Annotated in this window: 12 protein-coding genes and 1 pseudogene; 2 read left to right on the top strand and 11 right to left on the bottom strand. The window is 40.4% G+C overall.

The window, feature by feature from the left end; translation table 11 throughout:
- Positions 1–44 precede the first annotated feature (44 nt).
- Together ilvD and FZ949_RS06570 are read left to right on the top strand one after the other, a co-directional pair.
- The gene (gene ilvD / locus FZ949_RS06575) at positions 45–1718 is read left to right on the top strand and encodes a dihydroxy-acid dehydratase (protein WP_107952816.1); all 1674 of its coding nucleotides are present in this window, start codon (positions 45–47) and stop codon (positions 1716–1718) included.
- Positions 1719–1796: 78 nt separating this feature from the next.
- Positions 1797–3365 carry a DNA recombination protein RmuC gene (locus FZ949_RS06570; protein WP_103579937.1) on the top strand — a complete coding sequence of 523 codons (1569 nt, stop codon included), beginning with the start codon at positions 1797–1799 and terminating at the stop codon, positions 3363–3365.
- Positions 3366–3395: 30 nt separating this feature from the next.
- Here the strand turns inward: FZ949_RS06570 and FZ949_RS06565 are convergent, their stop codons facing one another.
- From FZ949_RS06565 to FZ949_RS06505, 11 genes and pseudogenes are all read right to left on the bottom strand, one after another.
- Positions 3396–3686, bottom strand: coding sequence for a DUF5339 domain-containing protein (locus FZ949_RS06565; protein ID WP_084109925.1), 291 nt, complete (start codon positions 3684–3686; stop codon positions 3396–3398).
- 99 nt (positions 3687–3785) lie between these two features.
- Positions 3786–4430 carry a ferritin family protein gene (locus tag FZ949_RS06560; protein ID WP_021091887.1) on the bottom strand — a complete coding sequence of 215 codons (645 nt, stop codon included), beginning with the start codon at positions 4428–4430 and terminating at the stop codon, positions 3786–3788.
- A gap of 93 nt (positions 4431–4523) precedes the next feature.
- Positions 4524–4748 carry a DUF2798 domain-containing protein gene (locus tag FZ949_RS06555; RefSeq protein WP_103579938.1) on the bottom strand — a complete coding sequence of 75 codons (225 nt, stop codon included), beginning with the start codon at positions 4746–4748 and terminating at the stop codon, positions 4524–4526.
- Positions 4745–5305 (bottom strand): NAD(P)H-dependent oxidoreductase, encoded by a 561-nt coding sequence (locus FZ949_RS06550; RefSeq protein ID WP_103579939.1) that lies wholly within the window; start codon positions 5303–5305, stop codon positions 4745–4747. The genes FZ949_RS06555 and FZ949_RS06550 overlap by 4 nt, the downstream gene beginning before the upstream one ends.
- 285 nt (positions 5306–5590) lie before the next feature.
- The gene (locus FZ949_RS06540) at positions 5591–6271 is read right to left on the bottom strand and encodes a putative quinol monooxygenase (RefSeq protein WP_107952826.1); all 681 of its coding nucleotides are present in this window, start codon (positions 6269–6271) and stop codon (positions 5591–5593) included.
- A gap of 15 nt (positions 6272–6286) precedes the next feature.
- Positions 6287–7723: a subtype B tannase gene (locus FZ949_RS06535; RefSeq protein ID WP_107952828.1), complete on the bottom strand. Its 1437-nt coding sequence runs from the start codon at positions 7721–7723 to the stop codon at positions 6287–6289.
- Between the two features lie 69 nt (positions 7724–7792).
- Positions 7793–8563 carry an SDR family NAD(P)-dependent oxidoreductase gene (locus FZ949_RS06530; protein ID WP_107952829.1) on the bottom strand — a complete coding sequence of 257 codons (771 nt, stop codon included), beginning with the start codon at positions 8561–8563 and terminating at the stop codon, positions 7793–7795.
- Positions 8560–9201, bottom strand: a complete 642-nt coding sequence (locus FZ949_RS06525) for an NAD(P)H-binding protein (RefSeq protein ID WP_107952831.1) — start codon at positions 9199–9201, stop codon at positions 8560–8562. Before FZ949_RS06525 ends, FZ949_RS06530 begins: the two co-directional genes overlap by 4 nt.
- Before the next feature lie 29 nt (positions 9202–9230).
- The gene (locus FZ949_RS06520; protein WP_148790265.1) at positions 9231–10376 is read right to left on the bottom strand and encodes an iron-containing alcohol dehydrogenase; all 1146 of its coding nucleotides are present in this window, start codon (positions 10374–10376) and stop codon (positions 9231–9233) included.
- A 75-nt stretch (positions 10377–10451) separates the two neighbouring features.
- Complete coding sequence (locus FZ949_RS06515) at positions 10452–11126, bottom strand: anaerobic ribonucleoside-triphosphate reductase activating protein (protein WP_148790264.1); 675 nt, start codon at positions 11124–11126, stop codon at positions 10452–10454.
- A gap of 84 nt (positions 11127–11210) precedes the next feature.
- Positions 11211–13493, bottom strand: a pseudogene (locus tag FZ949_RS06505) (ribonucleoside triphosphate reductase).
- Between the last annotated feature and the right edge of the window lie 71 nt (positions 13494–13564).

The raw sequence follows: 13564 nt of genomic DNA, 5'->3' as shown, positions 1-13564 counted from the left end.
TTATATGTGATAAAATCCTCTCAAATTTTAAAAAAGGATCAAATTTGAGAAGCGATATAATCAAAAAAGGCTACACAAGAGCCCCACACCGCTCACTTTTACGTGCGACTGGACTAAAAGATGATGACTTTAATAAACCCTTTATCGGCGTTGCAAACAGCTTTATAGAGATTATCCCTGGGCACTTTTTCTTAAATAAATACGCACAAATTTTAAAAGATGAAATTCGCAAAAATGGCTGTATTCCATTTGAGTTTAACTGTATCGGTGTGGATGACGGTATAGCAATGGGTCATGGCGGCATGCTATATAGCTTACCTAGCCGTGAGATCATCGCAAACTCAATAGAAACCGTGATGAACGCTCACGCACTTGACGCACTTGTTTGTATGCCAAACTGCGACAAGATCGTCCCTGGCATGGTTATGGGCGCTTTAAGGGTCAATGTCCCAACTGTGTTTGTAAGCGGTGGCCCTATGAAAAAAGGCTACACAAAAGATGGCAAGCCAATCGACCTTGCTACTGCGTTTGAAGCAGTTGGTAAATTTGAGACCAAAGAGATAGATGAGGCTGAGCTAAAAGATATCGAGTGCAACGCATGTCCAAGTGGTGGTAGTTGCAGCGGTATGTTTACGGCAAATTCCATGAACACGCTTTGTGAAGCGATGGGCATAGCACTACCTGGCAACGGCACTATCCTAGCACTAACTCCAGAGCGTGAGGAGCTTATTAGACAGGCTGCTCGCAGGATCTGCGAGATCGCACTTGATGAGAAATTTAAGATAAGAAACATACTAAATGAAAAAGCGATCCGCAACGCACTTGTCGTTGATATGGCGATGGGTGGTAGCAGCAACACCGTCCTTCACATGCTAGCTATCTCAAGAGAGGCTGGCGTAAATTTAGATATCAAAGAGCTAAATAGAATCAGCCAAAATATCGCTCACATCGCTAAGATCAGCCCAAGCTTACCAAATGTGCACATGGAGGATGTCGGCAGAGCTGGTGGCATGAATGCAGTTATAAAAGAAATTTCACGCAGAGATAATGGTATGCTAAATTTGGATAATCTCACAGTTAGTGGCGAAACTCTGGGAGAGCGCGTAAAGGTAAGTGATATCAAAGATGAAAGCATTATCCACAAAGTAGAAAACGCCTATTCACAAGTTGGCGGACTTGCCATTTTATTTGGAAATTTAGCCGAGCAAGGCTGTGTTATAAAAACAGCTGGCATCGTTGGCGAGCGTAAATTTAGTGGTAAAGCAGTCTGCTTTAACTCACAAGATGAAGCCATAGCTGGCATTTCAAGTGGTAAAGTAGATAAAGGCGATGTCGTCGTCATCCGCTACGAAGGTCCACGCGGAGGCCCTGGTATGCAAGAGATGCTAAGCCCTACTTCACTCATCATGGGACGAGGCCTTGGCGCAGACGTAGCGCTCATCACAGATGGTCGCTTTAGCGGAGCAACAAGAGGTCTAAGTATCGGCCACGTGAGCCCAGAAGCAGCTGAGGGCGGTATGATAGGCTTGCTACAAGATGGCGACATCATCGATATAGACGTCGATAAATACGAGATAAACGTTCGCCTAAGCGAAGCCGAGATCGCAAAGAGAAGAGCGGAATTTAAGCCAGTCGATAAACCACTAACTTCTCGCTGGCTAAGGCAATACCGCAAACTAGTCACAAACGCAAGCAACGGAGCGGTGCTAGAAGCATAAAATTTACTATAAAAGCAAGGAGTGGCCTCTTTGCTTTTATAAAAATATAAAAATTTCTTCATTTTTTAAGGATACTAAATGCAACAAGATTTCTATTTTTATGCTGCCATATTTTTAGGAGTACTATTTTTGATTGCGATATTTGTCATCTATTCATTTAATAGAGACAAACTCGAGCTAAAAAGAAATTTGGCGCAAAAAGAGCAAGAAAATTTTGAAATTTCATCAAATCTAACAAATTTAGTATCTAAAAATAGTGAGAATCTGCAACTAATTAGTGAGCAAAAAGCAAGGCTTATATCAAATCACGAGCGAATAGACGAGCTCATCAGTGAGATCGATGCGCTAAAAACCAAAATAGCACAAAAAGACGAAGCTGAAGATGCGATGGAGCGCGTGATAAACGAGCTTAAAGAGAGTATCGGTACAGCAAATGAAAGGGCCAAGAATAACGAAGCAAATTTCGCTGCAACACTAGCTGAGCTAAATCAAAATAAAAATGCTTTAGCTGAAGCAAATGAGAGAGAAAATAGATTAAAACGTGATATGGCTGTGCTTAGAAATGAAATAGAAGCAAAAGAAAATAGCCTAAAAGAGCAAGAGGCAAATTTATTAAAAGTGAAAAATGAGTTAAATTTGGAATTTTCTAATCTTGCAAATAAAATATTTGAAGAAAAAAGTGCAAATTTCACACAAAATAGCCAAAATTCTTTAGATCTTTTACTAAAGCCGCTAAAGGAGCAAATTTCAACCTTTCAAGAGCGCGTAAATGCAGTCCATGACGAGTCAGTTAAAGGCATGAGCGCGCTAGGAATGCAGATTAAGCACATAAGTGAGATTGGTATCTCAATGTCAAAAGAGGCAAACTCACTAGCTACTGCATTAAAAGGTAGCAATAAAACACTTGGAAACTGGGGTGAAATACAGCTTGAACGCACATTTGAGGCTTCTGGACTTATAAAAGATGAGCATTACTCGACACAACAAAATTTCAAGAACGAAGAAGGCAAACGTCTTATTCCTGATTTTATAGTAAAGATACCAGATGGTAAGCACCTAATAGTTGATTCCAAAGTCTCACTTATAGCTTACGAAAAGGCTATCACAGCCAGCAATGAAGAGGAGCTAAATTTGGCATTGAAAGAGCACATTGCTTCTATGAAAAATCACATAGATAGCTTAAATAGCAAAAATTATGGTGAGATCGTACCTGATAGTCCTGATTTTGTATTGATGTTTATACCAATTGAGCCAGCATATATCGAGGCTATGAAATTTGATAGTTCTCTTTTTGACTACGCATTTCAAAAGCGCGTAATACTAGTATCTCACACTACGCTTATGCCTATTCTTCGCACAGTGGCAAATTTATGGCGCATAGAGCGTGGCAATGAAGAGGCCAAAAATATCGTAAAGAGTGCGATTAAAATTTATGATAAAGTCCGCAATGTGGCCGAGCATATGAATAGGCTTAGCAATACACTAAATACTGCAAATAAACATTTTAACGCCCTTGCATCAAGTTTTAGTGGTAGAGATGGTCTTGTTAGTAGACTTGAAAATTTTAAACGCTTGTCTCCAGATGAGCAAAAAGATATAGAAGTAAAAGAGATAGGCGTAAATAACGAGTTAGAAAAAGAGGATTAGGATATGGCTAGAAAAACTAGCCATAAAAATTTATTTTAAAAGACCTTGTTTTTTCATTTGTTCCATTACTTGAGCAAACATCTCTTTAGCTTGTTTGCAAGTAGCGTCTTGTTGCTCTTTTGGAAGTGCAGCAAGTTGGTCCATTGATTGCTTCTTTTGATCTTCATAAATTTTTACTTGTTGCTCTTGACCGGCTTTTTTGTAAGCTTCAACCATCTTATCAATGTCTGAGAAGTAAGACTTGCAAGTATCTGTAAGATCTGCAGCGTTTAGGCTTAGTGCAAAGCCAAGAGTAGCTAAAACTAAAAGTGATTTTTTCATCTCTTTCTCCTTGTGAAAATTTGAAAGGATTGTATCATTTTTATAATATTTTATAACTTAAATTAATAGTCAAGGCAAACACCTTGACTATTTTGGCTTTTAGCCTAGAAATTCGCGTTTAAAATACTCTTTTGGAGCTTTGCAAAGTGGGCAAGCACCTGGAGCTTTTTTGCCTCTGTGAACGTGTCCGCACACTTCACAAACCCAGATATCTTCCTCATCGCTCTCAAAAAAGCCCTCTTCATCAAGCATCTTTTTAAGTTCCAAATACTCTCTCTCATGCTCAACCTCAACCTTACCGATCGCATTAAATAGCCTTTCAACATCTCTTAGCTCTTCTTCTTTTGCGATCTTTGCAAAGTCTGGATACATAGTCGTATGCTCGTAGTTTTCGCCAGCTGCCGCATCAAGTAAATTTTTATCCATCTTATCGATCGGATCATTCATTAGCTCGTGATATTTTTTAAACTCAGCTCTTGCATGCCATTTCTCATTTTCAGCTGCCTCGTAAAAGTGCCTTGCGATAGCGTGATAGCCTGCTTCTTTGGCTAGATCACCGTAAAGCTCATACTTATTTCTAGCTTGTGACTCGCCAGCAAATGCCTTCATCAAATTTACCGCTGTTAAATTTTCAGTCACACATTTCATCTCTTCGCCGCAACAGGTTAGTGTACCGCCACCAACTTTTTGTACCTCGATCTCATTGCCGCATTTCTCGCATTTGTATGTTTCGTACTGTCTCATTTTAACTCCTATTTTGATAAATTTTGATCGGATTATAACCAAATAATTAAAATAAGTAAATAATAATTTTTATTGATAACGTATATTATTATTTTATTCTTTGCATAAAATTTGTGTGAGTTTAGTTACAAATGGAGAGACTAGCAAAAGCACAGGATATGCTACCACAAAGGCTTTTACATAGGCGATTAGCCAAATTTTAACAAAGCCATCAATAAAACCAAGGTTTAAATATGTCAGCACAAATGACATAAAAAACGCCATAAATGCTGACATTATAAACGCAAAAACATATCTATAAAATTTTGCTGGTATCATGAAATTTTGCTTATCAGCTCCCCTAACCTTTTTGCGTGATCGAGCGCCTTTTGCCTCATCAAAGCAAGCTTTGCCTCATCGTGCCTGCTCTGATACGATAACCCTCCGCTATAAACATATCCTGCAAACTCCATGCCACACATATTTGCTAACGCCTTAAGTGACGGCAAAAATTCCTCTATCTCGTAGCGCTGAAGCGCATCTTTTTTATAAAGCTCCTCAGGCGCACCAGAGGTAAATGAAAGCACCAGCTTTTTGCCCCGTAGCTTATCTCCCTTACTGCCATGAGAGAAGCCATGAACTAGCACATCTTCAAACCACTTTTGCAAAAGTGATGGCACGCCGTACCAGAAAAATGGATAAACAAGTACGATCACGTCAGCCTTTACTAGCTTTTCTTGCTCGGCTTTTACATCGATCACGTAGTTTTTATAAAGCTCACTTAGTATGTCAAATTTAGCCTCTGGCAAGTGCTTTTTTAGCTCACTCAAAATTATCTTATTTGCAAAAGAATTTTCAAGGTCAGTGTGACCTGATACAACTAAAATTTCACTCATTTTCTCTCCTTAAATTTACTTGCAAACAAAGCTACTAGCCTTGCTCGTGTCGCCACCCACGTATGTAGCTACCTTTGGATAGGCACACACTAAAAATTCCTTGCCAGCGTAGGTCTACTCTTAGCTAGAAGCTCTTTGTTCTTTTCATTCCACACCGCATCTATCATCTCGTTGTTTAAAATTTCACATCTTTTAAACTCTCACTCCAGCCTTATCAAGGGCAAGAGCCGTGCTACTAACAAGCGCTGGTGCGCAAAAAAAGTGAAATTTTCTTCATAACATCTCCTAAAATTTTATCTTGCTAAATGAGGTCTCGTTTTTGAGACCAAAGCCGTCAAATTCATCTATCAGCCCGGCTCGCTCTTTGGCGTAAGATTTGTAGTTTTCGCTGTGGCGGTAGCTCTCAAAGCTAGGCTCATCTTTGTAAATTTCAACCATCACCCACTTGTTAGGTGTGTCTTTTAGGCTAAATGCAAACTGGGCTAGCGTGCCATCATCTACGCTTCTTTGCATATATTTTTTGATGATCTTTTCAAATTTCGCATCGCTTTTTGCCAAAAGGCTTAAATTTGTGATGTGAAAGTAGGCATCTTTTAGCCTCTCTGTCGTTAAATTTTTAGAAAACGCAACCCGTTTTTTCAGGCTGATAGCCTTTTTGCTAGCTAAAATTTCAGCGCTCGCACTCGCAAATTTCTTATAGTGTGCCGAGCCTATATGCTTTTTATAAGCCGCCTCGTCCTTGTAAAACTCAAGCACGTAAAATGGCTCTGGCTTACTCTTTGCACTCGCAAAAAAGATCGCCTGTGTGCCTGGCTCGCTCTTTGAGCTAAGGATATTTTCCCTACCAAGCTGCTTTAGCAAGCTCTTGTTATTTGGCGTCACGAGTAGCTCGTATAAGCTCACTTTCGCCTCCGCCCCAAAGGCAAAAGCCGCCAAAACCGATAGAAAAAATAGCTCTTTTATCATCAAATCTCCTTAAATTTATCTCTGTTCAACTCTTTTCATCCAAGCAAAAAGCTCATCAAGGTCGTAGTCGCCGCCATGTCCTTGTCCCCAGACCGCTTCAAAATCAACCTCTTTGCCAGCATTTTTAAGCGAGAGTGCGAGCATAGCAGGCACGGCAAGCGCTAGGTCGGTGTCGTTTGTGCCCTGTCTTATGCGGTAAAATTTCGCTGCCTCTTTGTTTTTAGCGTAGTTCATCGCATTCATCATCTTTATTACGCCAGCATCCGCCATCTCGCCCTCGCTTCGCTCTTTTGCAAATTTAGTAAAGTGCTTTGCAGGCGTTTTGCTATCGCCAAAGAGGTCATTTTCAGGATTTTCTAGTACAAGGCCGTCAAAGGCAACCACCGCTTTGGCACGCTTTAGTGAGGCGATGAAGTCTTCAAGCTTAAATGTATATCCAAGCGAGCAGCCCTGCGTATCAAGAGTTATAAATTTAGGCGTGAGCGTACTTTTGTCGCTGCTTTTTGTAGCGGTAAATGCCTTTGAGATAAGGGCATTTATATACTCTTTGAAACTGCCCTCGCCGTTTTCATCAAGGCTTAGCGTATGACCTTTGGCGTCTTTTAAATTTAGCGAGTTTAGATAGGCTGGGAATTTACTCTTTAGCTCGCGCGAGAGCTCTTTTTGCGTGGCGTTTAGCTCGCCTATGATAGTCTTTGGCTTTTTGCTTCTGTTGTTAAAGGAGCTCGCATCAAGGCTTGCAAAATCAATCCTTTCAAATTTATCCAAATCCCCAAACATCCACTCATACGCCTCGTCCTCATGCTCTAAATTTGTCACAGGGCAGTAGGCTGAAGCGGCGTAAATTTGATCATCCGCCTTTGCAGCGCCTAGCTCTTTAAGATATGGCTCATACTCTTTTGCATTTGCGCTAGTGCCAAGAAGTGCCGACATCGCGCCGCCTGCGCTCGTACCGTTTGAGATGATCTTGTTTGCGTCGCCTGGCATAAATTTGTCGTTAAATTTAAGATATCTAACGGCCGCTTTTAGATCGACTATCGCAGCTGGTGCCTTGCCGATAAATTTCTCGCCATCTTTTAGCGTCCTACCTCTAGCACCAACGCTTGCCACGACATAGCCTCTAAGAAGCGCTTCAAGAGTGGCATTTGGCTTTTCGTTTTGAATTTCTGGCTTTGAAGGCATTGCTGGCATGTAGCCGCCGATAGCGTTTGGCATAAAAATAGCCGTAGTTTTATCGTCAAATTTACCCTCTGGCACATAAAAATTTAGCACCTCGTAGTCGCTAACTGGCTTTGCCACATAGACTATGCCTTCATATGCTCTAAATTTAAGCGTCCTCTCGCCAACTTGCACGCTTTTTAGCTCAAATTTGTTTTCATCAAATTTAAGCTCACCGCCAAAGCAAGCGCCTACTAAACAAACCCCTAAAATAGCAACTCTAACGCCTTTCATGATCTGCCTTTTTGTTTTGTCCTACTTTTGCTTTACTGGCCTTGGCGTAGGCTACCAGGGCTTTAGCACCTAGTTATCTTTTGGCTCGTATTTGACCGCATAGTCAAATTTTGGCTTACTTAGACTAAACTCAAAGCTATCTCTATCGACCGCGCCAACGCAGTAATGGCTATCATAAAGGCGAAGCAAAAACTCCGCCATCTGCTCACTTGTGTGGTAATTTTTAAACGCTTTGTCGTAGTCGTAGCTCTTTTTGCTAGTTGCCACCATGCCAAATTCCGTCTTTGTGGCAGCAGGTGCTAGCACTTTTGCCTGCATTTTTGCCTGCTTGTCCTGTGCTAGCTCGTGGTAAAGTCCCTCGCTAAAGGCACTTACGAAAAATTTGCTAGCACAGTACGTGACGGCGTTTGGCACGATCTTATAGCCACCTATCGAAGAGATGTTTATAAGCTGTGTATCTTTGTCTTTGTATTTTTTAGTAAAAAGCGTTGAGAGCGTCACAAGAGAGATGATGTTTAAATTTATCATCTGCGTCACTTTCTCTAGATTTTGCTCGCCGACCTTGTTATAGTCGCCAAAGCCAGCGTTGTTTATAAGCGCTTTTAGCTCAAATTTTTCTAAATTACACCAAAGAGAGAGGACATTTTCTTGCTTTGAGAGATCGCAAAGCTCTATCACCACATCGACACCCGAAAATTTAGCTATCTCGCTTTTTAGCTCCTCTAAAAGCTCGCCACGTCTTGCAATAAGGATCAAATTCTCCCCGCGCCTTGCAAATACCTTTGCCGCGGCCGCTCCTATGCCTGAGCTTGCTCCAGTGATGGCGATGTATCTTTTCACTTCACATACTCCATCGGGCTATAAATTTTGATACCCTCGCTGTGGTCATCTTGCGCTACTTGCACGATCACTTTAGCGATGTCAGCCGCTTTCATCGGACGATACTCGTCAAAAAAGCCTTTTGGGATAAATTTAAACGCCTTTATCGCCATGTACTCGCCAAGTCTAAATTCTTTCCTATCAGCCTCGATAAGTGGCAGCCTAGCGATATGAAATGAGCTATATCCAAGCTCTTTTATCTTTGCTTCTGCTTGACCTTTTGCCTTTAGGTAAAACGAGCCTGACTTTCTGTTTGCCCCTGCAGCCGAGAGCAAGACAAAGCGTTTTGCACCGCACTCCAAGCCAAATTTGGCGAAATTTATCGGATAGGTCACATCGACTTTATAAAACTGCTCCTTGTGCTTTGCCACCTTCATCGTCGTGCCAAGCGCACAAAATACGTCATCAGCGATAAATGGCACCTCATCTTTAAAATCATCAAAATTTACTATCTTTACTTCAAGCTTTTCGTGAGTAAATTCTAGTTCGTGCCTAGCAAGAGCGATAACCTTACTATAATGCTCGCTCTCGCATAAATTTTTTAGAATTTCACTTCCCACAGCGCCGCTGGCTCCAGCTATAAGGGCGATCTTTTTCATATCTTTCCTTTGTAAAATTTAGATAAATTTTATCTCGCTAAGGCAAAAATTTCACTTATAGCTTCTTTTGTATAAATTTGCTCTAGCCTCCTACCTTTCGCATAGTCATAAACTAGCGCCATGATCTCGTCTAAATTTGTATCATCAACTCCGATTTCAATAAGACTCGTTGGCGTGCCAATCTTGCTAAACCACTCTTTTAACTTCTCTATGCCTGCGTCTGCGTCATCCACGCCAAAAATTTCTTTGCTAAAACGCTTAAACGCCTCTAAATTTCTACTCTTATGCCACTTCATCCAAGCTGGCATCACGACACTTAGCCCAGCTCCATGCGCGCAATCAACCACCGCACCTATGGCATGCTCGATCATATGGTTTGGATAGCTAAAGCCAGCTGTGCCAACATAAGTTAGTCCATTTAACGCCATCGTCGCAGCCCAGGCAAACTCCCCTCTAGCATCGTAATTACCTGGCTCTTTTAGTAAAATTTCTGTCGTTTTCATAACGGTTTTTATGTTTGCTTCGATGTATAAATTTATGATCTCAGGCTGAATGCTCGCCGTAAAGTAGCCCTCTATACTATGAGCGATAATGTCAGAAGCAGAATAGACCAAATACTCTTTGCTCACGCTTGCTTGAAGTAGTGGATTTACCACCGATACTTTTGGCCTTATGCAATCACCGTGCATGGCAAATTTTTGCTTTGTAGCTTCATTTGTGACGACCGAGCCGCCGTTCATCTCTGAGCCAGTTGCTGCAAGCGTTATGATGTCAAATATCATAAGCGCTTCACTTGGATCCTTGCCGGTAAAAAAATCCCAAACATCGCCACTATATTTTGCTCCAGCAGCCACGGCCTTGGCACTATCAAGCACCGAGCCACCGCCTATGGCTAGCACACTATCGACGCCTTGCTTGTTAGCTAAATTTATAGCCTCATTTACCTTGCTTAGCACTGGATTTGACTTCACGCCGCCTATCTTGCAAAACTCGATGCCATTTACACTTAGGCTCTTTGCTGCGACATCAAAAAGGCCATTTTTTATTATCCTATTGCTGCCATAGATGATAAGCGTCTTTTTTGCGCCAAATTCTTTCATGTATTTGCCGATGTTTTGCTCTTTGTCTTTACCAAATTCTATTTTAGTAGGGTTTAAAAAGCTGAAATTTTGCATATTTTTCTCCTTATTAGTTTTAATGATTATAGTTTTGCAAAGCAAAAATTTTTGTTAAAAATAATGAGTAGAAATTTAAAAGTTTCTTAGTTTGATAGGAAGTTTCGAGATGATTTTTTTCGGATCAAAGCTACTTTTAGCATCAACTAAATTTCCAAAATTTTCACCTGTGCTAAGGAATTTTTGCAAATAATAATTGCCTCTATATCCAAGGTCATAAAGAATTTCAGACATCAAAGAAATATCCACTTCGTTTAGAAAATCTGCATGCACGGTTGTTCTTACTTCAAAATCAAAATTTATCTCAAGCAGATATTTTAGCGTGCTAATAAATTTTTCATATAAATTTGAGCCAGTTACGCCCATAAATTTCTCTTTTGGCGCTTTAAAATCAAGTGCGATATAGTCAATCAGCCCTTCGCCTATCGCCTCTTTTAAAATCTCAATATGAGAGCCATTTGTATCAACTTTTAGGCAAAAATTTCTTGACTTAACCTCTCTTGCAAGTTTTAAAAACAAAGGATTTGCTGTGCATTCGCCACCGCTAAAGACGATGCCATTTAGCTTGCCTATACGGCGGTCTAAAAAGTTACAAACCTCATCCATTTCTATATTGCCATTTGAATTTACAACTTCTATATTGTAGCAATACACGCATCGCATATTACAGCCTGCAAACCAAACTACTGCAGCCACTTTGTCTGGATAATCAAGCGTAGTAAATGGCGTTATACTAAAGACTTTATGCAAATTTATGGACCTTTTGAGATTTAAAAGGCACAGAAGATTGTGCCTTTTTTATTTGAGTTTTTATGTTTTTATTGGCTGCGGTGATTATCTTTTGCAGCAACTTGCGTATTCATCAAATTTAATACGCTCTTTATGCTCGCCTTTTTTACCAAGGTTAAAGCTCTCAACTGGGCGATGATAACCCATAACACGAGTATAGACTACGCATTTTGTGCGTTTATCTTGTACTTTTTCTAAAATTTCTTTTTCTGTCATTTCCTCTCCTTATTTGGAATTGTTTTTCTCTTTTTCTATTAACTCTGCATCGCAAAGCGGACAAAATTCATGCTCTCCAGCAATGTAACCATGTTTTGAACAAACACTAAACACAGGCGTTATAGTGATATATGGAAGCTTATAATTTGAGATTATGCTCTTTACAAGCTCCTTGCAAGCTTTAGGTGAGCTGATCCTTTCTTTCATATAAAGGTGAAATACTGTGCCACCAGTGTATGAAGTCTGAAGATCATCTTGCAAATCAAGCGCCTCGTAAGCATCGTCTGTAAAATTTGCTGGAAGCTGGGTTGAGTTTGTATAGTAAATATTCTCCCCGCCACCTGCTTGGATGATGTCTGGATAGCGCTTTTTATCCTCTTTGGCAAAGCGGTACGTTGTGCCTTCAGCTGGAGTCGCCTCAAGGTTGTATAAATTTCCAGTCTCTTCTTGAAATGTCCTTATTTTATCGCGCAAAAACTCAACCATCTCAATAGCAAAATCACGTCCAAATTTTGTTGAGATATTCTCTTTATCATTTGTGAAATTTCTAAGAAGCTCGTTCATACCATTTATACCAATCGTGCTAAAGTGATTATTAAAGTGCTTTAGATATCTAGCCGTATAAGGATAAAGCCCTCTGTCATACATCTCTTGGATAAATTTACGCTTCTTTTCAAGTGTAGATTTAGCAAGCTCCAAAATATAGCTTAGCCTGTTATAAAGTGCGACTTTATCGCCTTTGAAGTTGTATCCTAGGCGAGCTAAATTTATAGTGACAACGCCAATAGAGCCCGTCATCTCAGCACTACCAAAAAGACCGCCGCCTCGTTTTAAAAGCTCCCTTAGATCAAGCTGCAAACGGCAGCACATAGAGCGGACATGTCCTGGTTTGTAGGCTTTTTCGTTTTCTATCTTATTGCCATTTTCGTCATAAGTATATTGTGAGCCGATAAAATTTTGAAAGTAGCTTGAGCCCATTTTGGCGGTATTTTCAAAGAGTACATCCGCTACTTCACTATCCCAGTCAAAATCCTCTGTGATGTTTACCGTTGGTATCGGAAATGTAAAAGGCTGTGAGCACTTATCGCCAGCTGTTAAAACCTCGTAAAATGCCTTATCTATGCGTGCCATCTCTGGCTCGAAGTCCTTATAAGTCATATCGATTAGTTTTTCTCTGCCACGCTCGTTTGCTTTTTTCAAAATTTTTTCATCTTTTATATTTGAAAAAAGGTGTATATCATTGCTCGTTGGGATCTGATCTCTTAGGTCGCTTGGGCAAGTGATATCAATAGTTACGTTTGTAAATGGACTTTGTCCCCAGCGTGCAGGCACATTTAAGTTAAAAATAAAGCTAGTGATCGCCTTTTTGATCTCAGCGTCACTTAGATCATCTTTAAAAACATAAGGCGCAAGATAGGTATCAAAGCTAGAAAAAGCTTGAGCGCCCGCCCACTCGCTTTGCAAAATTCCTAAGAAATTTGCCATTTGATAAAGCGCTTCTCTAAAATGTTTTGGCGCTTTGCTCTCGACCCTACCACGAACGCCGTTAAAGCCCTCGTTTAATAAAGCTCGCAAGCTCCAGCCAGCACAATATCCTGTAAGGCAGTCAAGGTCGTGGATGTGGTAGTCTCCGTTTCTGTGGGCTAGGCCCTCTTCTTTGCTATAAACAGCGTCTAGCCAGTAGTTTGCTATGACTTTGCCGGCAGTATTGTTGATGAGTCCTGCGTTTGAGTAGCTTGTATTTGAGTTTGCAGAAATTCTCCAGTCGGTACCGTTTATGTACTCATTTATCGTTTGAGTTGAATTTATATAAGTCGTATCGTCATTTAGGCCTAAAATTTGCTCACGTTGAAGCTTATGCGTGTGACGGTAGAGCATAAAGCTTTTTAAAACGTCAAAATATCCGCTATTAAATAGCTCTTTTTCGATCGCATCTTGGATGTCTTCGACTGTTATCGCGCTTGATTTTTGAAAGATATCTTGGACTACGTTTGTAAAAACTTGCTCGTCATAAGCCACATTTTCGCTTGCAAATGCCTTTTTTATCGCATCTACTATCTTATATGCTACAAATTCTTGTCTTGTGCCGTCTCGTTTTAAAATTTCACGCATCGCCCACTCTTTCCGATTTTTTAATATGGAGTTTTAAAGTATAGGACAAGAAAGCTTAAACAATAGACAAC

This window comes from Campylobacter concisus, assembly GCF_902460545.1.
Lineage (GTDB): Bacteria > Campylobacterota > Campylobacteria > Campylobacterales > Campylobacteraceae > Campylobacter_A > Campylobacter_A concisus_AE.
Note: the sequence above shows the minus strand (reverse complement) of the source record. Positions and strands in the feature narration are given on the sequence as shown.